Annotated in this window: 21 protein-coding genes and 1 tRNA gene; 16 read left to right on the plus strand and 6 right to left on the minus strand. The window is 61.4% G+C overall.

Annotated features, from left to right (window positions below):
• Positions 1–107 precede the first annotated feature (107 nt).
• The 4 genes from gpmI (at position 108) to BUE09_RS03300 (ending at position 5,223) form a co-directional block, all read left to right on the plus strand.
• Positions 108–1,643 carry a 2,3-bisphosphoglycerate-independent phosphoglycerate mutase gene (gene gpmI, locus BUE09_RS03285; protein ID WP_073299265.1) on the plus strand — a complete coding sequence of 512 codons (1,536 nt, stop codon included), beginning with the start codon at positions 108–110 and terminating at the stop codon, positions 1,641–1,643.
• 117 nt (positions 1,644–1,760) lie between these two features.
• Entirely contained in the window at positions 1,761–3,029 is a 1,269-nt protein-coding gene (locus tag BUE09_RS03290) for a murein hydrolase activator EnvC family protein (protein ID WP_073299266.1), read from the plus strand.
• A gap of 43 nt (positions 3,030–3,072) precedes the next feature.
• Entirely contained in the window at positions 3,073–4,407 is a 1,335-nt protein-coding gene (locus BUE09_RS03295; RefSeq protein ID WP_073299267.1) for a S41 family peptidase, read from the plus strand.
• Positions 4,408–4,527: 120 nt separating this feature from the next.
• Positions 4,528–5,223 (plus strand): divergent polysaccharide deacetylase family protein, encoded by a 696-nt coding sequence (locus BUE09_RS03300; RefSeq protein ID WP_143164620.1) that lies wholly within the window; start codon positions 4,528–4,530, stop codon positions 5,221–5,223.
• 7 nt (positions 5,224–5,230) lie between these two features.
• On the opposite strand, the gene BUE09_RS03305 is transcribed toward BUE09_RS03300, so the two are convergent.
• From BUE09_RS03305 to hisB, 6 genes are all read right to left on the minus strand, one after another.
• Entirely contained in the window at positions 5,231–5,977 is a 747-nt protein-coding gene (locus tag BUE09_RS03305; RefSeq protein WP_073299268.1) for a substrate-binding periplasmic protein, read from the minus strand.
• A gap of 571 nt (positions 5,978–6,548) precedes the next feature.
• On the minus strand, positions 6,549–7,319 hold the full coding sequence (hisF, locus tag BUE09_RS03310; RefSeq protein WP_073299269.1) for an imidazole glycerol phosphate synthase subunit HisF: 771 nt from the start codon (positions 7,317–7,319) through the stop codon (positions 6,549–6,551).
• Positions 7,320–7,417: 98 nt separating this feature from the next.
• Positions 7,418–8,161 carry a 1-(5-phosphoribosyl)-5-[(5-phosphoribosylamino)methylideneamino]imidazole-4-carboxamide isomerase gene (hisA, locus tag BUE09_RS03315; protein WP_073299270.1) on the minus strand — a complete coding sequence of 248 codons (744 nt, stop codon included), beginning with the start codon at positions 8,159–8,161 and terminating at the stop codon, positions 7,418–7,420.
• A 99-nt stretch (positions 8,162–8,260) separates the two neighbouring features.
• Positions 8,261–8,521: a DUF2164 domain-containing protein gene (locus BUE09_RS03320; protein ID WP_073299271.1), complete on the minus strand. Its 261-nt coding sequence runs from the start codon at positions 8,519–8,521 to the stop codon at positions 8,261–8,263.
• Complete coding sequence (hisH, locus tag BUE09_RS03325) at positions 8,521–9,159, minus strand: imidazole glycerol phosphate synthase subunit HisH (protein ID WP_073299272.1); 639 nt, start codon at positions 9,157–9,159, stop codon at positions 8,521–8,523. Before hisH ends, BUE09_RS03320 begins: the two co-directional genes overlap by 1 nt.
• Positions 9,159–9,752 carry an imidazoleglycerol-phosphate dehydratase HisB gene (hisB, locus tag BUE09_RS03330; protein ID WP_019341947.1) on the minus strand — a complete coding sequence of 198 codons (594 nt, stop codon included), beginning with the start codon at positions 9,750–9,752 and terminating at the stop codon, positions 9,159–9,161. Before hisB ends, hisH begins: the two co-directional genes overlap by 1 nt.
• A gap of 230 nt (positions 9,753–9,982) precedes the next feature.
• Between hisB and BUE09_RS03335 the strand changes: the two genes are divergently transcribed.
• The 12 genes from BUE09_RS03335 to BUE09_RS03390 all read left to right on the plus strand — a co-directional run bounded on the left by BUE09_RS03335 (position 9,983) and on the right by BUE09_RS03390 (position 21,147).
• On the plus strand, positions 9,983–10,381 hold the full coding sequence (locus BUE09_RS03335) for an acetyl-CoA sensor PanZ family protein (RefSeq protein ID WP_073299489.1): 399 nt from the start codon (positions 9,983–9,985) through the stop codon (positions 10,379–10,381).
• A 157-nt stretch (positions 10,382–10,538) separates the two neighbouring features.
• On the plus strand, positions 10,539–12,764 hold the full coding sequence (locus BUE09_RS03340) for an AsmA family protein (protein WP_073299273.1): 2,226 nt from the start codon (positions 10,539–10,541) through the stop codon (positions 12,762–12,764).
• Complete coding sequence (gene mutY / locus BUE09_RS03345; RefSeq protein ID WP_073299274.1) at positions 12,761–13,843, plus strand: A/G-specific adenine glycosylase; 1,083 nt, start codon at positions 12,761–12,763, stop codon at positions 13,841–13,843. The genes BUE09_RS03340 and mutY overlap by 4 nt, the downstream gene beginning before the upstream one ends.
• Positions 13,840–14,112, plus strand: a complete 273-nt coding sequence (locus BUE09_RS03350; protein WP_019341951.1) for an oxidative damage protection protein — start codon at positions 13,840–13,842, stop codon at positions 14,110–14,112. Before mutY ends, BUE09_RS03350 begins: the two co-directional genes overlap by 4 nt.
• A 159-nt stretch (positions 14,113–14,271) precedes the next feature.
• Positions 14,272–14,347, plus strand: a tRNA-Phe gene (locus BUE09_RS03355).
• A 161-nt stretch (positions 14,348–14,508) separates the two neighbouring features.
• Positions 14,509–14,736, plus strand: coding sequence for a hypothetical protein (locus BUE09_RS03360; RefSeq protein ID WP_197675240.1), 228 nt, complete (start codon positions 14,509–14,511; stop codon positions 14,734–14,736).
• Positions 14,737–14,969: 233 nt separating this feature from the next.
• Positions 14,970–15,749: a substrate-binding periplasmic protein gene (locus BUE09_RS03365; protein WP_073299275.1), complete on the plus strand. Its 780-nt coding sequence runs from the start codon at positions 14,970–14,972 to the stop codon at positions 15,747–15,749.
• A 235-nt stretch (positions 15,750–15,984) separates the two neighbouring features.
• Entirely contained in the window at positions 15,985–18,117 is a 2,133-nt protein-coding gene (locus tag BUE09_RS03370; RefSeq protein WP_073299276.1) for a TonB-dependent receptor, read from the plus strand.
• 42 nt (positions 18,118–18,159) lie between these two features.
• Complete coding sequence (locus tag BUE09_RS03375; RefSeq protein ID WP_073299490.1) at positions 18,160–18,468, plus strand: hypothetical protein; 309 nt, start codon at positions 18,160–18,162, stop codon at positions 18,466–18,468.
• Between the two features lie 5 nt (positions 18,469–18,473).
• The gene (locus BUE09_RS03380; RefSeq protein ID WP_073299277.1) at positions 18,474–19,991 is read left to right on the plus strand and encodes a PepSY-associated TM helix domain-containing protein; all 1,518 of its coding nucleotides are present in this window, start codon (positions 18,474–18,476) and stop codon (positions 19,989–19,991) included.
• Complete coding sequence (locus BUE09_RS03385) at positions 19,984–20,286, plus strand: DUF3325 family protein (protein ID WP_073299278.1); 303 nt, start codon at positions 19,984–19,986, stop codon at positions 20,284–20,286. The genes BUE09_RS03380 and BUE09_RS03385 overlap by 8 nt, the downstream gene beginning before the upstream one ends.
• Positions 20,287–20,382: 96 nt before the next feature.
• Complete coding sequence (locus BUE09_RS03390; protein ID WP_073299279.1) at positions 20,383–21,147, plus strand: substrate-binding periplasmic protein; 765 nt, start codon at positions 20,383–20,385, stop codon at positions 21,145–21,147.
• Positions 21,148–21,204 lie beyond the last annotated feature (57 nt).

The raw sequence follows: 21,204 nt of genomic DNA on the forward strand, positions 1-21,204 counted from the left end.
TATACACAGCCCCCCCACCAGGCTGAACCCTGCGAATCGTGACGCCCAACCGGCCAACAATTAGACTGGCCGCCTTTTTTCGCGACCCCGTGCAAGGAGCCAGACACATGCCCGCCGCGCCCAAACCCCTGGTATTGATCATCCTCGATGGCTTCGGACACAGCGACAGTGCCGAATTCAATGCCATCCACGCCGCCAACAAGCCCGTCTATGACCACCTGCTGTCCAGCCAACCGCACGGGCTGATTTCAGGTAGCGGCATGGATGTCGGTTTGCCGGACGGCCAGATGGGCAACTCTGAAGTCGGCCACATGAATCTAGGCGCAGGTCGGGTGGTGTACCAAGACTTCACGCGGATCACCAAGTCGATCCGCGACGGCGACTTCTTCGAGAACCCGACCATCTGCACCGCCGTCGACAAGGCCGCGAGCGCAGGCAAGGCGGTACATATCCTCGGCCTGCTTTCCGATGGAGGCGTGCACAGCCACCAGGACCATCTGGTTGCCATGGCCGAGTTAGCCGCCAAGCGCGGCGCCGAAAAAATCTACCTGCACGCCTTTCTTGATGGCCGCGACACGCCGCCGAAGAGCGCACAGCATTCCATCGAACTGATGCAGGCCACCTTTACCCGCCTGGGCAAGGGGCGCGTTGCGAGTCTGATTGGCCGCTACTTCGCCATGGACCGTGACAATCGCTGGGACCGGGTCGAACAGGCGTACAGCCTGATTGTTGACGGAAGAGCTGAGCACCACGCCGAGTATGCAGTCGACGGCTTGATCGCCGCCTACGAGCGTGGTGAGAGCGACGAGTTCGTCAAGGCCACCTCCATTGGCGAGCCGGTACGTGTCGAGGACGGCGATGCCGTGGTGTTCATGAACTTCCGCGCCGACCGCGCACGTGAGTTGACGCGCTGCTTCGTCGAGCCTGGCTTCAGCGAATTCCAGCGCGCCCGTGTGCCAGCGCTGGCAGATTTCGTCATGCTGACCCAGTATGCCGCGAGCATCCCGGCGCCAAGCGCCTTTGCCCCGGAAGGCCTGACCAATGTGCTCGGTGAATACCTGGCCAATAACGGCAAGACCCAGCTACGTATCGCCGAGACAGAGAAGTACGCCCACGTCACGTTCTTCTTTTCGGGCGGCCGCGAGGAACCCTTTGCCGGCGAAGAACGCATTCTGATTCCCTCTCCGCAGGTCGCAACCTACGACATGCAGCCAGAGATGAGCGCGCCAGAGGTGACTGATCGCATCGTCGATGCTATCGAAAACCAGCGTTACGACGTGATCATCGTCAACTACGCCAACGGCGACATGGTTGGCCACACCGGCGTGTTCGAGGCCGCGGTCAAGGCGGTGGAATGCCTGGACACGTGTGTCGGACGGATCGTTGAAGCGTTGGAAAAGGTCGGAGGCGAAGCGTTGATCACCGCCGATCACGGCAACGTCGAGCAGATGGAAGACGCCATGACGGGACAGGCACACACCGCTCATACATGCGAGCCGGTACCCTTCATCTATGTGGGCAAGCGCAACCTGACCATCCGCGAAGGCGGCGTGCTCGCTGATGTGGCGCCGACCATGCTGGCGCTTCTGGGCATGCCGGTACCCGCAGAGATGACCGGGCGCTCAATTGTCGAACTGAGCTGAAGGCGGAAGCTTGAAAGCTTGAAAGCCAGGCGGTTGCTGCCCGCTCTGGGCTTCAAGCTTCCAGCTTGTTTTTTAGGCATACTACGGCAGTCGTTGAACTCACGGTTACGCCCTCTCATGCCTCGTATTCTTTTCGCCCTAGCGCTTTTATGTCTGCTTGGCCCAGTCATGGCCGATGAGCGCGCGGATGCGCACAAGCAGATCGAAGCAGCGCGCCAGGACGTCGCCGAATTGCAGAAGCTGCTCAAGCAGATCGAGCGGGAGAAATCCACGGTCCAGAAGCAACTGCAAACTACCGAAAGCGAAATGGGCCAACTGGAGAAGCAGGTCGATTCCTTGCAACAGGAAATCGATCGCAGCGAGGCCGAGCTGGAACGACTGAATGACGAGAAAGCCACGCTCGAAGGCGCTCGCATCGAACAACAGCGCCTTATCGGCATTCAGGCGCGCGCGGCTTATCAGAGCGGCCGCCAGGAATACCTCAAGCTGCTGCTCAACCAGCAAAATCCGGAAAAATTCAGCCGCACCCTGACCTACTACGACTATCTCAGCAAAGCCCGCTTCGAGCAGCTCGAAAGCTTCAATGAAACGCTGCGCCAGCTGGCCGGCGTAGAAGCGGGCATTGAAAAGCAGCAGGCAACGCTGGCCGAGCAGCAGGACGGCCTCAAACAACGGCGAGCGCAACTGGCCGAAGTCCGCGAGGAGCGGCAACTGGCACTGGCCAAGCTCGATAAAGACTTGTCCAGCCGCGACCAGAAGCTCAAAGCACGCAAGCAGGAGCAGGCGCAGCTGGAGCGGGTGCTCCAGACCATTGAAGAAACCCTTGCGCGCCAGGCCCGTGAAGCGGAACAAGCGCGCCAACGCGCACTGGCCCTGGCCCGCGAACGCGAGCAGGAACAGGCCCGTCAACAGCAGGCCGGCAGCCCGTCGTCAGCACCGTCGGGCCCGATTGTCTCGAGCGCGGGCGGCAATTTTGGCGGTCCTTTCGCCAAGGCCAAGGGCAAACTGCCTTGGCCGGTAGACGGACGATTGGTGGCACGTTACGGCACTCCGCGCGGTGGCGATGCTCGAACCAAGTGGGACGGTGTGCTGATCGGCGCCAACATTGGTACGCAAGTCCGGGCTGTGCATGGCGGCCGCGTAGTATTTGCTGATTGGTTGCGTGGCGCCGGCCTGCTGGTGATTCTCGACCACGGCAACGGCTATCTCAGCCTCTATGGGCACAATCAGAGCCTGCTGCGTGATGCAGGTGACATCGTCAAAGCAGGCGACCCCATCGCCACCGTAGGAACCAGCGGCGGACAAGACGCCGCCGCACTGTATTTCGCCATTCGCCAACAGGGTCGCCCGAGCGATCCGGCACAATGGTGTCGTGCGCAGGGATAGGCCGATCAGGTCGTTAGCGCGCCCCTCATAATTGGAGTCAGACATGCTGCACCTGTGCCGTTTCGCCCAACCCTCCACCTTGGCCCTGACCATCATGCTGGGGATGTACGGTAGTGCCTGGGCGCAGCAATCGCCCGCCGAGATCGCGCCGGAACCGCTCCAGTTGAACGCCGCAACCCAAAAAGCCCCGCTGCCACTGGAAGAACTGAGGACCTTTGCCGAAGTGCTGGACCGGATCAAGGCCGCATATGTGGAGCCGGTCGACGACAAGACACTGCTGGAAAACGCCATCAAGGGCATGCTCAGCAATCTCGACCCCCATTCCGCCTACCTCGAGCCCGATGCCTTTGCCGAACTGCAGGAGAGCACCAGCGGTGAGTTCGGCGGCCTGGGAATCGAAGTCGGGATCGAAGATGGCTTCATCAAGGTGGTATCGCCAATCGACGATACCCCAGCATCCAAGGCCGGCATCGAGGCCGGCGATCTGATCGTCAAGATCGACGGCAAGCCGACCAAGGGCATGTCGATGATGGATGCGGTGAGCATGATGCGCGGCAAGCCAGGCAGCGACATCTCACTGTCACTGGTGCGCGAGGGCGGCAAGCCTTTCACGGTCAAGATCACCCGCGCGGTGATCAAGGTAAAGAGCGTCAAGAGTCAGCTGCTTGAACCCGGCTATGGCTACCTGCGCGTGACGCAGTTCCAGATCAATACCGGCGAGGAAGTCGGCAAGGCTCTGGCGAGCTTGCGCACGGAAAATGGCAAGAAGCTCAACGGGCTGGTGCTTGACCTGCGCAACAACCCCGGTGGGGTGCTCCAGGCTGCGGTGGAAGTGTCCGACCATTTCCTGACAGACGGCTTGATCGTCTATACCAAAGGCCGTATCGCCAACTCCGAGCTGCGCTTCAACGCGGACGCGGCCGATGCCAGCGAAGGCGTTTCGCTGGTCGTGCTGATCAATGGCGGCAGCGCCTCGGCGTCGGAAATCGTTGCCGGTGCCCTGCAGGACCAGAAGCGTGGCGTGGTCATGGGAACTGACAGCTTCGGCAAGGGCTCGGTGCAGACAGTACTTCCACTGAACAACGACCGTGCGCTGAAGCTCACCACCGCGCTCTATTACACGCCTAATGGACGCTCAATCCAGGCCCAGGGAATCGAGCCGGATATTCGCGTCACCCGCGCCAAACTGACGCGCGAGCAAGCTGCGGAGGGTATTCGCGAGGCCGACCTGGCCGGGCACCTTGGTAATGGCAACGGGGGCGAAGACCGCCCCACAACGGCGCCGATCGGTGAATCTCCACGCCCTCAGGACGAGGACTACCAACTCGGTCAGGCGTTCAATCTGCTCAAGGGGTTGAACCTCACTCGCGGCCAGTAGCTGATGCCCTGGGTTTTCGCTTTGCTGTTGGGGGCATTGGTTCCGCTGGCGGCCATTGGCGCAACGGATAGTGCTCCCCATCACAACGGCAAAGCAGATCATCTGGCGTCCGTTTCACGAATGCCAAAGCTGGCGCTGGTGATAGATGACCTAGGCCAGAATGCCGCGCGGGATGCACGCGTTCTGGCTTTGCCTGGCCCGGTGGCCATGGCGATATTGCCGGACACCCGATATGCCACGGAGCTAGCCCAGCGAGCCAAGGCGGCGAATAAAACTGTCATGTTGCATCTGCCCATGGCACCCGCTGACGGGCCTTACGCCTGGAAACCGCAACTGCCTGCAGCGGAGCTTGACCGACGGCTGACCAACGCCTTGGCGAAAGTGCCGCATGCCAGCGGCGTTAACAATCACATGGGCAGCCAAATGACCGACCGTCAACAGCCCATGGCCGCACTCATGCGTGAGCTGCAACGGCGCCACCTGTTCTTTCTCGACAGCCGTACCAATGCAGCTACCGTTGCAGCCGCAAGCGCGCAACGCATCGGATTGGCGAGCCTGTCTCGCGATATCTTTCTCGACGACGATCCCAGCCCCGAAGCCGTTGGCGCACAGTTTCGCGCCGCCGTACAACTGGCTCGAGAGCAAGGTTCAGTAGTCGTGATCGGTCATCCCCACCCGGCGACGCTGGCCTTGCTGGAGCGCGAGCTGCCGAAGCTGAGTGCTCAGGGCATCGACTGGGTGGGCATCGGACAGATGATCGCCACGCGAGGCAACCGCGCCATGGTCGCCCACGGCGCGAACGGCCTGTATCGATGAGGCCTGGTCAGAGATAACGCCGCATGATGGCGTCAATCGCACCGTCGCGTTTCATCTCATTCAGCGCGCTCTGCAAGCGCGTAACCACTTCATCCGGCGTCTGCTTGCTCAACGCAAGGAACAGCTGCGCGTCGTTAAAGCGCAATACCGTAGTCAGACCGCTTATCCCTTCCTGCTTGGCCAGATAGGGCCCGACTGGATCGGTTGTCGCCCACAGGTCAATCTGCCCCTTGAGCAGCTTGCCGATGTTTTCCTGGTCACGTAGTGAGTTGATCGGCTCGAAACCTTTGCTTTCCAAATGCTGGCTAACCGCGTCGTTCTTGTAGGCGCCGACCTGGTACTCCTTAGCCTGCTCAAGCGAACTCAGCCGCATCGGGCTGCCAGCCGGGGCCAGCAGCACCCATCCGGTACTGGCCAGCGGGCCGACCCATTTGAACAACGGCTCACGCTCGGGCGTGTAGGTGGTAGAGAACAGCCCCTGATCGGGGTGCTCCAAAACTTGATTGTAGATACGCTCCCAGGGGAAACGCAGCGTCAGGCTGTAATCGATCTCGGCACGCTTGAACATCTCGCGCACGATCTCGGCATTGATCCCTCTGATGTTGTGGTCTGCTGCGTAGTTCTTGCCGTCCGCCGCCATATTGAACGGCGGGAAATTCTCGGTCAGCAGCACCATTTTGTAGTCATCTGGGAGTGCTGCCCTGGCCGAGACGGCCATCAACAGCAACAGCCCGGCCACTAGAACTCGTCTCATCGCTCCCTCCCCCGTGTGCAGACATCCTAGGCGACACCGCACTGACAACTGCCAAGCAGGCTTCCGACGTACGTCGCACCTTTATGTTTAGCAACTTGCGAACCAGACGTAGCGGGGGCGACGCCCGAAATGGGACGAGGCGCACAAAATTAGCGATCATATCGCCATCACTACAGAGTTGCGGCTGTGCGACGGAGCACATGGAAAGAGCTTCTTATCGGCAAGCTAGAATGAAAACCAGCACAGCGTTCCGAAACATCGCGCCGCCGCGCCGCAACGCTACGATTCGGACAACCTGAGCTGAGCTGCCTTCCAGACCGGCCGCTTACAGATAGCGACTTTGGAGAGCGTCAGCACGCGTCTGCTCCATCGCAGCCTTCGGCTTGGCTACGGTGTCTTCGGAAACGCCTTTATTGAGGCCGAGATAAGAAAATCAGCGAGAGGCTGGCGACAGCGTTAACAGCGTGTTCTTGAACAAGGCATGGTTCCTCGATGCAACTGCCGCGGCATGTCGCGGCTATGTCCTTGGATGACTCAAAGCGCAGCTTCGAGCAGCCTGCGACGTGTCGGATCAGCGCATCACGATGCCGCAGCTGGCCATGTAGGCCTTGGCTTCCGGCACGGTGTACTCGCCGAAATGGAAGATGCTGGCGGCCAGCACCGCATCGGCCTTGCCTTGCAGAATCCCATCAGCCAGATGCTGCAGATTGCCGACGCCACCAGAGGCGATCACCGGAATGTGCACCGCTTCGCTGATCGCTCGAGTGACGCCCAGGTCGTAGCCACTCTTGACGCCGTCCTGGTCCATGCTGGTCAGGAGAATTTCACCAGCACCCAGCGCTTCCATCTTCTGCGCCCACAGCACCGCGTCGAGCCCGGTCGGCTTGCGCCCACCGTGCGTAAAGATTTCCCAACGCGGGGTCTCACCCGGCGCGGATACACGTTTCGCATCGATGGCAACAACAATGCACTGCGAGCCGAACCGATCAGCGGCTTCACCGACGAACTCCGGTGTGAACACCGCGGCAGTGTTGATCGAGACCTTGTCGGCGCCCGCATTGAGCAGGTTGCGGATGTCCTGCACGCTGCGCACACCGCCGCCCACGGTCAGCGGAATGAATACCTGGCTGGCCATGCGCTCGACCGTATGCAGCGTGGTGTCGCGGTTGTCGACGCTGGCTGTGATATCGAGGAAGGTGATCTCGTCAGCACCCTGTTCGTCGTAGCGACGGGCAATTTCCACCGGATCACCAGCGTCGCGGATGTTTTCAAACTGGACGCCCTTGACCACGCGGCCGTTGTCCACGTCGAGGCAGGGAATGATGCGTTTGGCCAAGGCCATGGCTTTCTCCGAAAGCGGCTTCTTCAAGCCGCAGGCTTCAAGCTACAGGTAGCGTGTAGGGTGCATCGCGCTTCACCGATCCACCGCAGTTCTGCGAATCACTCGTCCTTGTACTTCAGATCGCAGAGCGCCTGCGCCTCGGCGACATCAAGCGTGCCTTCATAGATCGCCCGACCGGTGATGGCACCGACGATCCCACGGGTGTTGGTGTCGAGCAGCTTCTGGATGTCGCCAATATTGTGAATGCCGCCAGAAGCGATCACCGGGATGCGGCTGGCACTGGCCAGCGCCACAGTAGCTTCGACGTTGCAGCCCTGCATCATGCCGTCTTTGGCAATGTCCGTGTAGACGATGGCCGAGACGCCATCGGCCTCGAAGCGACGCGCCAAGTCAACCGCCTGGACGCTCGAGACTTCAGCCCAGCCATCAGTGGCGACAAAGCCATCCTTGGCGTCCAGGCCGACGATGACCTTGCCTGGGAAGGCGCGGCAGGCCTCGGTGACGAACTCCGGCTCTTTGACCGCCTTGGTGCCGATGATCACGTAGCTGACGCCAGCGCGAACGTAGTGCTCGATGGTTTCCAGGGTGCGGATGCCGCCACCGATCTGAATTGGCAGGTCTGGATAACGCTTGGCGATGGCGGTGACCACTTCACCATTGACCGGCTGGCCTTCGAAGGCGCCGTTGAGGTCAACCAGGTGCAGGCGACGGCAGCCGGCTTCGACCCATTTGGCAGCCATGGCCACCGGATCATCGGAAAACACCGTGGCGTCGTCCATCAGGCCCTGACGCAGACGCACGCAGGCGCCGTCCTTGAGATCGATGGCGGGGATGATCAGCATGCTTTTTCCTTCGTCAAACGAGCGGCAAGCTGCAAGCCAGTAGGGCGGGCAGCCTGCATATCCAGTTCTGGCAACGCTGGCAGAAGCCTGCCGCTGCCGCTAATTTTTCTCGAGCGCCCACAGGTCGCTTTCGATGCTTTCGAAGCGTTCTTTCAGGTGCGTCTGCACGTCGAAGATCGCCTTGTTGTAATACAGCGGCGCAATCTCGCGAGCGAACAGATCGAGCACTTCCTGCGCCTCGAATGAACCCAGCTCCAATTCGAAACGATCTTCCAGAAAGCGCTTGATGAGCTGCTGTGCGGCCTGTTCCTGAGCTGGATCCAGCGTCAGAACCGGCGCTTTGAGCTTCGCCCGGCTCATTACCAGCGACCATCCCAGGCGGCAAAGTTCTGCAGCAACTGCAGGCCGTGAGTGTGGCTTTTCTCGGGGTGGAACTGCACGGCGAAGCGCGAGCCATCGGCCAGCGCCGCGGCGAAGTCCTTTCCGTAATGGCCGCGACCAACCACCTGGCGCGGATTACCGGCCTCGATGTAATAACTGTGCACGAAATAGAAGCGGCCATCGGCGGGAATGTTGTGCCAGAGCGGATGGCTGACAGCCTGCTCGACCTGGTTCCAACCCATATGCGGCACTTTCAGGCGCTCGCCGTCCTCGATCAGATCCTTGCCGAAGAAACGCACCTGGCCCGGGAACAGGCCAATGCAATCGACGCCGCCGTTCTCTTCGCTGCGCTCCATCAATGCCTGCATACCCACGCAGATACCGAGGAACGGCCGATCGACGCTGACTTCACGGACCAGCTCATCGAAGCCCAGCCGGCGAATTTCAGCCATGCAATCGCGAATCGCGCCGACGCCGGGAAAGACCACGCGATCGGCTTCGCGAATGACCTGGGCATCGCTGGTAATCAGCACCCGGCCGGCACCTACATGCTCGAGCGCCTTGGCGACCGAATGCAGATTGCCCATGCCGTAATCGATGACTGCGACGGTCTGCATTACAGGCAACCCTTGGTCGACGGCATTTGCCCAGCCATGCGCTCATCCAGCGTCACCGCCATGCGCAGCGCGCGGCCGAAGGCCTTGAACACGGTTTCGATCTGATGATGGGTGTTGTGCCCACGCAGGTTGTCGATGTGCAGAGTGACCAAGGCGTGGTTGACGAAGCCCTGGAAGAATTCCTGGAACAGATCGACATCGAAGCCACCCACGGTGGCTCGGGTGTAGGGGACATGCATCTGCAGACCAGGACGTCCGGAAAAGTCGATCACCACGCGCGACAGCGCTTCATCCAGCGGCACGTAGGAATGCCCGTAGCGGGTCATGCCTTTCTTGTCGCCAACGGCTTTGGCGAAGGCCTGACCGAGGGTGATGCCAACGTCTTCGACGGTGTGGTGATCATCGATATGCAGATCGCCCTGGCATTCGATGTCCAGATCGATCAATCCGTGGCGGGCGATCTGGTCGAGCATGTGCTCGAGAAACGGCACGCCGATGGCGAAGCGGCTCTTGCCGGTGCCGTCCAGGTTGATGGTGGCCTTGACCTGGGTTTCCAGGGTGTTGCGCTCTACGCAAGCCGTACGTTCGGACATCAACAGCTCCGCTGATCGTGGGGCGAAAAATGAGCCGCATTATAGGCCCAAACCTACCCTCGTCGATACGCGCCCAGCGGCCCGGCTGCTGCAAATCGCCGGCTGGCTGGTCGAGCAGCACAGAGGCTGACTGCTCAACGATTCACCGGCCGGCCTATCGGCTGCGCTATCGTGCGCCGCAGAGCCGGCACGGTTATGCTTCCGTCACTCACCACAACAGCCAGGTCAACATGCCCGTTTTCGTTGAAGCCGTAACCGAGCCCAGCCCGCAGGACCGCATCGATCTGGCGAAAATCTTCGCCGACGCCCCAGCCTGGCTCCTGACGCCTTACGCAGATGCCGCAGCCCTGATTGAGGCCGGCCTAGCCAACCGCAGCCTGATCGCGGGCCGTTTCAATGACCGGCTGCTCGGCGCCGCCCTGCTGCAACGAGGCTCGTCCAACTGGCGTCTTTCGCACCTGTGCGTACGCAAGCTCACTCGCCGTCGCGGCGTAGGTGCGCGAATCCTCGAAGAAAGTCGACGTCTGGCCAGTGAAGCCGGACAGGATCTGCGCCTGGCGGCACCGGCTGAACAGCTGGAGGCCCAAGCATTGGCCGCACGGGCGCATCTACCGCTCGATCCAATCTAAGCTCTACAGTCGTTTCACGAAGCTGCGATCGACCGCGCCATCGTCTCCCACAGGAACCCAGGCGCAGGTAGCCACTCCAACGCCAGCCACGGCAAAAGCCGGGGTTCGTGACGCTATACTCGCTGCTTTTGAAATGCCAAACACAAAGGACCTGTCCATGAAATCGCTCGGCAAGATCCTGGGCCTGGTAATCCTCGGGTTGCTGCTCCTCATCGTCGCATTGGGCTTTGCCCTGACCCATCTGTTCGACCCCAACGACTATAAAGATGAGATCCGCGCACTTGCTCGCGAAAAGGCCGGCCTCGAACTGAACATCGCCGGCGACATCGGCTGGAGCCTGTTTCCCTGGCTCGGCCTGGAACTGCACGACACCACCCTGGCCAGCGTGCAAACACCCGAACAACCTTTCGCAGACCTACGCATGCTGGGATTGTCGGTCCGGGTGCTGCCGTTGCTGAGCCGCGAAGTGGAGATGAGCGACATCACGCTCAATGGGCTCAACCTGACGCTCAACCGCGACGAGAAGGGGCGTGGTAACTGGGAAGGCGTGGGCCGTCCGGCGACTAGCGAAACGCCGCCAGCCGAGACGCCACCCGCAGAACCGGTCGAACCCGAGGAAGACGAGCAGACTGCAGACAGCGCCAGACGTCCGCTGCAACTGGACATCGACAGCCTCACCATCAGCGATGCGCGCGTGACCTACCATGACGCACAGAGCGGACAGCAGTTCAGCGCCGAAGGCATCGAGCTGACCACCGGAGCCATCCGCGAAGCCACATCGATTCCGATCAAGCTCAACGCCTTTTTCGGCAGCAACAAGCCGGTAATGCGCGCGCGCACCGAATTGCAGGGCGCGTTGCGCTTCGATACCAAGCTGCAGCGCTATCAGCTGGAAGACCTGCGCCTGAGCGGCGAGGCCTCTGGCGAACCACTACAGGGCAAAACCCTTTCTTTTAGCGCGCAGGGCCAATTGCTGGTCGACCTGGCTGCCGATATCGCCGAGTGGACCAGTTTAAAGTTCACAGCCAACCAGCTGCGCGGTCTTGGCGAGCTGAAAGCCCGCAACCTGCAGGACCAACCAAAGCTTAGCGGCGCACTGTCAATTGCCGAATTCAACCTGCGGGAATTCCTCGAGGGCGTTGGCCAACAGCTCCCAGCCATGGCCGACAGCACCGCCCTGAGCGAAGCGGAGCTGGTCACCCGTCTGGCCGGCACCGCGACCAGCCTGACCCTCGAAGAGATCAACCTGAAGCTGGACGGCAGCACCTTTACCGGCCAGATCGCAGTCAGCGATTTTGCCAGACAAGCCCTGCGCGCCGACCTCAAAGGCGACGAGTTGAATCTTGATCGTTATCTGCCGCCGCCAGAAAAGGAAGACCCGGCCAGCGCCGCGCGTCAGAGCGAAGTCAAAGCCACCGAAGCGGCAGTGATCGGCAGCGGCACCACCCCGCTACCCGACAAGCCAACTCAGCAAGCCTGGAGCAGCGCCTCCGTCCTGCCGATCAGCGCATTGCGCAGTCTGGATACGCGCGTCAGCCTGAATATCGACAGCCTCATCGCAATGAAGCTGCCGGTCGACAACTTCACCCTCAAAGCGCGCACAGCGGGCGGGATGCTGACGCTGGAGCAGTTACGCGGACGGCTCTACAACGGCCGCATTGAAGCCTCAGCCAGTCTCGATGTCCGACCGCAGGTGCCATTGATCACCGCTCAGACCCGTCTGGCCCGTGTCCCCATCGAAGGCCTGCTGCAAAGCCAAGGCGAACAGGTGGTGATCAAGGGCCTGATCAACCTGGACAGCGATATCAGTACCCAGGGCAACAGCCAGCAAGCCTGGATCGACAACCTAAACGGCAAGATCGGCTTCATCATCGACAACGGCATTCTTGTCGACGCCAACCTCGAGCAGCAGCTCTGCCGCGCCATCGCCACGCTCAACCGCAAGCCGCTGACCAGTGAGCCGCGCGGCAAGGACACGCCTTTCCGCGAACTGAAGGGCAACCTCACCTTAAGCAACGGCGTGGCCAGCAACCCGGACCTGAAAGTCAGCATTCCCGGCCTCACGGTGAACGGCAACGGCGATGTGGACCTGCGTGTGCTGGGCATGGACTACCGCATCGGCATTGCCATCGAGGGTGACAAGGGCGAAATGCCCGACCCGGCCTGCGCGGTCAACGAACGCTATGTAGGCATCGAATGGCCGTTGCGCTGCCGCGGCCCGCTGGAGCTGGGAGCCAAAGCCTGTCGCTTCGACAAAGACGGCCTCGGCAAAATCGCGGCCCGACTCGCCGGTGACAAACTCAACGAGACCATCAAAGAGAAGCTGGGCGACAAGGTCAGTCCCGAACTGAAGGACGCACTGAAGGGCCTGTTCAATCGATGATCCCGCAAGCGCTAAGCGACGCGCAGTTCGGCGTCGCCGTTCTCGACTGGTACGACCGCCACGGGCGCAAGGATCTGCCATGGCAGCAAGGCATCACGCCCTATCGTGTGTGGGTGTCGGAGATCATGCTGCAACAGACCCAGGTCAGTACCGTGCTCGGCTACTTCGACCGGTTTATGCAAGCGCTTCCCACCGTCGAAGCCCTGGCCAACGCGCCAGAGGACGAAGTGCTGCATCTATGGACCGGCCTGGGTTACTACAGCCGCGCCCGCAACCTGCACAAGACCGCCAAACTGGTTGTTGCCGAGCATGGCAGTGAATTTCCGCAAGATGTGGAACAGCTGGCCGAGCTGCCGGGCATTGGACGCTCCACTGCCGGCGCCATTGCCAGCCTGAGCATGGGCCTGCGGGCACCGATTCTGGACGGCAACGTCAAGCGCGTATTGGCCCGCTTTGCTGCACTGGACGGCTACCCCGGCGAGCCAAAAGTCGCCCGGCAGCTATGGGACCTGGCCGAGCAACTGACCCCACAAACACGAGTCAACCATTACACCCAAGCGATGATGGACCTGGGCGCGACACTCTGCACGCGCAGCAAGCCCAGCTGCCTGCTCTGCCCGCTGAAAGCGGGCTGCCGCGCGCATCTGCTGGGCCGCGAAACCGAATTTCCGACGCCCAAGCCGCGCAAGACATTACCGCGCAAGCGCACCCTGATGCCGCTGCTGGCTAACCATGAGGGCGCCATCCTGCTCTACCGCCGCCCGTCGACGGGCCTTTGGGGCGGGCTCTGGAGCCTGCCGGAACTGGACGATATTTCCGCCCTCGACCCGCTCGCCGAACGCCACGCGCTGCAGCTCCAAGGGCGCCGCGAGCTGCCGGGCCTGACCCATACCTTCAGCCATTTCCAATTGGCCATCGAGCCCTGGCTGATCAGAGTCAAGTCCGAAGCTCACGCCGTGGCCGAGCCAGACTGGCTCTGGTATAACCTCGCCACCCCGCCGCGGCTGGGGCTCGCCGCCCCGGTGAAGACGCTGCTCAAGCGTGCCGCCGCTGAATTGAACGCAGGAGAGATGTCATGACCCGCACCGTGAACTGCCGCAAATACAAAGAAGAACTGCCCGGTCTTGAGCGCCCGCCTTACCCTGGCGCCAAGGGCGAAGATATCTACAACAACGTCTCGAAGAAGGCCTGGGACGACTGGCAAAAGCACCAGACCATGCTGATCAACGAGCGCCGCCTGAACATGATGAATGCCGAGGATCGCAAGTTCCTGCAGACCGAGATGGACAAGTTCTTCTCCGGCGAGGAATACGCCCAGGCCGAAGGTTACGTGCCGCCGAGCGAGTAAACATTCGCAGCCTTGGCGCAGCATTAGCAGGCGCCAAGGCCTGCCGCGACGGCGAGGCTGCAAACCGCTCGCACTTATCGCTAAATGCCCGATCTAGCTAAATATTTTCAAACCCGCGCTTGACAGACAAAAGCCAAATCCGTCTAATAGCGCCCCGTTGCCCAGGTAGCTCAGTCGGTAGAGCAGGGGATTGAAAATCCCCGTGTCGGCGGTTCGATTCCGTCCCTGGGCACCATCTATTCATTTCAGGTGGTGCCAAAACCACCCGAAAGCCCACAAGAAGCCCGCCTAGTGCGGGTTTTTTGTTGTCTGCACTTCCCTACCCTTCCCCTGTAGGCCCAAACAATTGGGGTATATCTGGTGGAACCCCAGTTTGGACGGATTCGGGATGATCCGTTGGTCAAGCAAGAAGCCTTTCTTGACTTTGTACTGCCGCAGTACGTGACGGAGAGAGTGGCGAATAGGGGCAGGAAAAGCTTTCCTCCTTTGCTGAAGCTTCGCTACTGGAATGCAATTAACGATGCAGCTGCAGATCTGGGTAGGCCGGAACTGATCAAGAGTCTGTTTTTAGGCTTTCAGAAGCATCTTTATGATGGTGCGCAAGGGAGCAATTCGCAAACATAGCGACGCATCACGTGATATTCCTCTGCGCTCCGCGCGAGCCGACAAGCCTGAATCCAGGTCACCGCAGAAAGTATCTCTGGACGAATCGCCACGCATGCACGGCCAGGCCTTATCTCTTCATAGCTCCGGCTTCATTCTGCGCTAGGCTGATGCCAACTGGGCGGACCTGAGCGGGATGTTGCTCGGCTACGTCGAACTGCCAAGGATTGCTGCACAGCGCAAGGAGCCGAACGGTGCACAGGGTTCTCTCAATTCTGCTGATCTGGCTGTTGTCGAACGCCGCCCCGGCCAGCGCGGCGCAGTGGCACTTCGTAACCGAGGACTTCCCCCCGTTCACCTTTCCGGCTGACGCCCCGGTCAGCGAAACCAAAGGCGTTGGCGCGGCCGGCCCGTTCGTGGAGGTGGTACATGCGATCTGCGCACGCTTGCAGCACCAGTGCACGATCACCCTGTACCCCTGGCAGCGCGCCTTCCACCTGGCCGAGCAGGGACAGGTGGACGGAATATTCACGCTCACATCTTCACCGCAACGCGAGCAGATATTTCACATCAGCCGGATGCTGGTCACTTCTCGCTACAGTGTTTTCGCCCAGACCCAGAGCAGCTTCGTCTTCAACCAACCAGGTGACGTCGCGGGGCGACTGGTTGGCGTCTACGGTCCGTCCGGTACTTCCTATGTGCTGTCCGAGCGCCTCAAGTCGGTGCCTGACGTACGCCTGTACATGACTACAGACAATCGACGGCTCCTGCGCATGCTGCAGTCAGGCCGTTTCGGCGTGGACGGTCTGGCAGCGCTCAATCAGGATGTCGCCTGGCACCTGATTGAGGAGGAGCGCCTCGCCGGAGTGCGTGAAGCCGGCGAGATGGGCCCGATCAGCTATGGCATCGGTCTCTCGCGCAAGACTGTGAGTGCAGCACAGTTCGAAGCTTTCGAGCAGGCGCTGGACGCGGCTATAGCCGATGGCACGGTGCCGAAAATCCTGCGCCAACACCAACTCGAAGCCGCCTTCTGATCGTTGCGCACACCATGGCAATCTGGCGGCGGTTCGGCGTATTTCAGCGTTGGAAACATCGACGTCAATTCGGAAATGGTCAGGAGTAGCGCGGCCTGTGGTCGTTGCAAAAGACCGAACAACAACTGCCGCGGGACCGCAGCAAGGGATACAGAAAAGCCAACAGCTAATGAAAGTAATTCGCACTTAGTTTACATTTGCGCTCCCTGAACAAATCCAACATCGGGAGCTTCACGTGTTTCGCAAAACCAGTCTGTGCTTGTCTATCGCTCTTGCATCCATTTCCCTCTCGTCCCTGCCAGTCGCTGCGGCAGATGAAGCGACAGAGCTCGAAGCAGTCACGATCAGCGCGACACGTGCCCGCAGCGAGGCTGGCAAGACGCCGCAAAAAATCACTGTAATCAGTCGCGAGCAGATCGAACAACAGCTGGCCATTACCTCGGACCAAGGCGCGATCCTGAGCAACCTGATTCCGTCGTACTCGCCGAGCAGGCAGAAGATGAGCAGCGCTGGCGAGACCTTTCGCGGTCGCTCGGCACTGATTCTCATCGACGGCGTGCCGCAGTCCACACCGCTGCGTGACAGCCAGCGCGACGGCTATGTCATCGACCTGTCGATGGTCGAACGCATTGAGGTTATCCACGGTGCCAGTGCCGAGCACGGCCTTGGCGCTACGGGCGGCATCATCAACTATGTGACCCGCCGCCCGGCCAGCGGCGCGCTGCGCCAGCACGCGGGCGTCAGCTTTACCGCGCCCGGCGACTATGAGTCCGAAGGATTCGGCTACAAGCTGGACTATCGCGTCGAGGGCACGCAGGGCAACTTCGACTACCTTCTCGGGACCAGCTGGCAGACCCAGGGCATGTTCTACGATGCCACTGGGGACCTGATCGGCGTCGACGACACCCAGGGCGACGTGATGGATTCGACCGGCACCGATCTGTTGCTCAAGCTCGGCTACTGGCTGGATGACAACCAGAACATCGGCCTGATGATCAATCGCTACGAGGTTGAAGGCGAACACGAATACGTCAACGTGCCGGGTGACGCCAACGCTGAGCTTCCCGCGACCTCGCGTAAAGGCGACCCGCAGGGCAAGGCCCCTCAGAACGAAACGCTGGCCACCAGCCTGTCCTACAAGCACGCCGATTTCTACGGCAATGAACTGGGCCTGCAGCTTTATACCCAGCGATTTCGCGCCCGCTTTGGTGGCGGCACCAACGCCACCTTTCAAGACCCCAGCATCGCGCCGGCGGGAACGCTGTTCGACCAGTCGCAGAACGAGTCGGACAAGATCGGCGGCAAGCTGACGATCAGCCGCGATGGCATGCTCGACAACCGCCTGATGCTCACCGGCGGACTCGATGTGCTGCAGGACACCACCAGCCAGCAGCTGATTCTCACTGATCGGGAATGGGTGCCGGAAACGGTCTTCCGCAACTATGCCCCGTTCCTCCAGGCCGAGATCCGCACGCTCGACCAGCTGACCTTGCATGCCGGTGTGCGCCATGAGTTCGCCGATCTCGACGTCGACAGCTTCCGCACTATTGCCTCGACTCAACCGGTGGGTAGTGTCGATGTGGAAGGCGGCAACCCGACGTTCGAGGAAACGCTCTACAACGCCGGTCTGGTCTGGCAGATGAGCGACTGGGCGCAACTGTTCGCCAACTATTCGGAAGGTTTCGGCATGCCCGATGTCGGTCGCGTGCTGCGAGGCATCGGCACGCCGGGAACCAGCGTCGACAACTTCCTCGACCTGCAACCGGTGGTTACCGAAAACCGCGAGATTGGCTTTCGCTTGAACCACGGGCCGTTCGACGCAGAGATCAGTTACTACGAGTCGGATGCCGACCTCGGCTCGCGCCTGGACAGCGTGGGCGGGGTCTACCAGGTTCGCCGCGAGCGCACCGAAATCGATGGCATCGAGTTCACCGGCGGCTGGCAGATCAACAAGGCGCACCGCCTGAAGTTAATGTATGCCCAGGTCAACGGCCAATCCGATACCGACGATGACGGCAAGGTCGATACCGACCTCGATGGCGCGAACATCTCGCCGGATCGTTACGGCATCAGCTGGCAGGCCAACTGGAACGATAAGCTGCACAGCCTGCTGCAGGCCAACCACTATGCCAGCCGGGGTTTCGACCAGCCGGATCTGGACTTCGACGGCTACACCCTGGTCGATGCCTCGCTGGGTTATCGCCTGCCGGTCGGCGAAGCCCGCCTGGGAGTCGAGAACCTGTTCAACGAGGACTACCTGACCTACTACTCGCAGGCCGCCAACACCGGCGCACCCGCAACCCGCAATGGGCGCGTGTTCAATGGTCGTGGACGGACGTTCACTGTCGGCTATCAGGTCAGCTTCTAAGGCATGCACTCAGCGGCCAAGCATGGGCGGCAGCAGCGCCAGATGGACTGGCGCTACCACGCCAGTCTCGCGCTGCGGGTTCTTGCAGGCATCGGCGGCGGCTTCGCCTGTACCGTAGCGCTGGCTTCGGCCAGCGCTCGGTTGTTGGTGCAGCTAATCGGGCTGGCGGGTCACGAGGCGGTGCTGATCGCTTGCATGCTGGGTTTCGTCATCTACCTCGGCCTGCTGCTCTGGGCGTTTGTCGAACCACGGCTGTGGCGATTGTGCCTGCTCTTGCTGCTTGGCATCGCCAGTGACCTAGCGCTGCAGTTCGGCCCACCGGCATCGCTGCCGATCACGGGTGCAGGTTGACGACGATGCCCGGCAGTGGATTCCGCGCTTCGCTGAGCTGGCTGCACACCTGGGCCGGCGTGCTGCTCGGCGGCCTGCTGCTGGCGGTCTTCTGGTCCGGCAGCCTGGTGGTCTTCGATCGCGAGATCGACCGCTGGATGCTGCCGTCGACGCGGCTCGGCCCACCACCTACCGATCTTTCCCTGGATCGCCTGGTAGTGCCGCATGCACAGCAACTGGCCGGCACGGCTGTGCGCTGGAGCATCACCCTGCCAACCCAGCGCACACCGGTAATTCAGCTGGAATATCCCGATGTTGCGGGCGTATCAACGCGTCGCTTCATCGATCCATCTAGCGGCGAGCTGTTACCAGACCATGGCAGCTGGGCAGCCACCGGGTTCCTCTTCCCGTTCCACTACAGCCTGCATCTGCGCTGGCGCGATCTCGGCTACTGGCTGCTGGGCATCGCCGGTATGGGCATGCTGCTGTTGCTGGTGTCCGGCGTGGTGATCCACCGTAAACTGATTCGCGAGTTCTTCAGCTTCAGGCCGCACAAGAGCACGCAACGTGCGACGCTGGATTTGCACAACCTGACCGGCGTCGTCGCATTGCCGTTTCATTTTCTGATCAGCCTATCCGGGTTGATCATCTTTTTTGCCATCTACTTCCCGACGGTCATCGAACGAATCTACCCCGGCAATCCGGCTGCCTTCAGTACCGCGGCATTTGGCACCTACACACGACAGGCATCCGGCGAGCCCGCCGCGCTGGCTTCGCTGGACACCATGCGCGACCGTGCACGCGATACCTGGGGTGATGAGCCCTACATGCTACGGGTCTGGCATCCCGGAGACGCGCAGGCGTACGTGGAGGTGCGCCGCACGTTCGCTCATCAGGTAACCATGAACGTCGATCGCATGACCTTCGATGGCAGTAGCGGCGCCCTCCTGCTTGATCACCGGACCGGTCCAATAGCCGCCATCCAGCGGTTCTTCAGCGGCCTGCATTTCGTGCAATTCGAACACTGGACGCTGCGCTGGCTGTATTTTCTCGGCGGGTTGTCCGGCTGGGTGATGATCGCCACCGGACTGCTGTTCTGGACCGGCACCCGCCGCGCCCGACATCAGCGGCAGGGACACTCCGGCGCGCACCTGCTGGACGCGATCTGCGTCTGTAGCTGCAGCGGGCTGATCCTCGCCACGCTCGGCTTCTTCATCGCCAATCGCGCGTTGCCGACCGACGTTGGCCGCTTCGAGATAGACCGCGCCGCCCTCGAAGGCTGGGCGTTCTTTCTGATCTGGGCGTCGACCCTGGTCCATGCGCTGATTCGTGGCGCGGCAGCCTGGCGCGGGCAGTTGCTGGCCATCGGCGCTGCTGCGCTAGCAGCGGTGCTGCTGAACTGGTTGACCACCGGCGATCATCTGCTTTTCAGCGTCCAGCACGGGCTGCATGCGGTTGCCGGCATGGATCTGATGCTCATGATGCTGGCGCTTCTGGCGTTGACCACGGCACGACGCCTGAACCGACGCGCTGCCGATGCCTGAGCTCATGCAGCTGGGCGTCTTCGTTTTGTGCTACCTGGCGTTCGCCCAGCTCGCGCTCCTGCAGCAAGCCCATCGCCAGAAGGTCTGGCGATCAGCGGCGCCTCCAACCGCACGCGGGCGACAGTTACGTCGCAACGCAGCCGTGATCTCCTTGGCCGGGGCACCTGCGTTGCTGATGACAGTGGAGGTGCCGGGCTTCGCCGTACTGCTCTGGCTCTGCCTGATGAGCGCAGCCGCTGTAGCAGTCGCCTTGACGCTTAGCTGGAAGCCGGGCCTGCTGCGCTGGCTGCCTTGAACCGCGGCTGCAGGGTCGCGCTGCAGCTGACAACACGCTAGCCTGCGAGGGCACGGAGCGTGTGGCCGCTCCAGTAGTTCGTCTGGAGTTTGAAGCATGCGCACTCGATGGATTGCGATAGTCATCGGTCTGGTATCCGTCATGGGCAACTGTCAGGCCGGTGAGTTGCGCTTCGTCACCGAAGATTTCCCGCCGTTCACCTATGCATCACCTACCGACCCCGATGGCGCAGCCGGGCCTTTGGTTGAGATCGTGGCGGCGGTGTGCGCTCGGCTGCACACCGACTGTCCGGTGCAGTTGCTGCCCTGGCGTCGGGCATTGGCCGAGGCCGAAGACGGCGCTGCGCAGGGGATATTCACCGTGATCCGCTCGCCGGACCGCGAGCGGGCGCTCTACCTCACTCGCGAGCTGGTCACTTCGCGCTACGGCGTCTATGCACGTTCGACAAATCGCCTCGTCTACCACCGCCCGGAGAACCTGGCCGGACGCACCGTAGCCGTGTACGGACCTTCCGGGACTTCATTCGTGCTTGGCCAGCAGCTGACTGCGGTGGATAACGTGACCGTGAGCCTGGTGGCGAATAACCGGCGACTGCTGCGCATGCTGGCGGCCGGCAGGTTTGGCGAGCAAGGCATCGCCGTGGTCAACCAGGATGTCGCCTGGCATCTGATCGATCAGGAACGAATCGCCGACATTCACGAAACGGGCGTGATGCAGCCCGTTTCCTACGCAATCGGCTTTTCCCGGGCCTCTGTCAGCGAAGCCGAGTTTGATCAATTCAACGCAGCGCTTGAGGCACTGATCGCTGACCGCAGCGTTACCGCCATCCTGAAGCGCCATGGCCTGGAGCCCGCGTTCTAGCGCCAGCGCCAGGGTCAATTTGCAGCTTGCTCATGTTTTCGCTGAATCATTCAGCGC

The sequence above is a fragment of the Stutzerimonas xanthomarina DSM 18231 genome (genome assembly GCF_900129835.1).
GTDB lineage: Bacteria > Pseudomonadota > Gammaproteobacteria > Pseudomonadales > Pseudomonadaceae > Stutzerimonas > Stutzerimonas xanthomarina.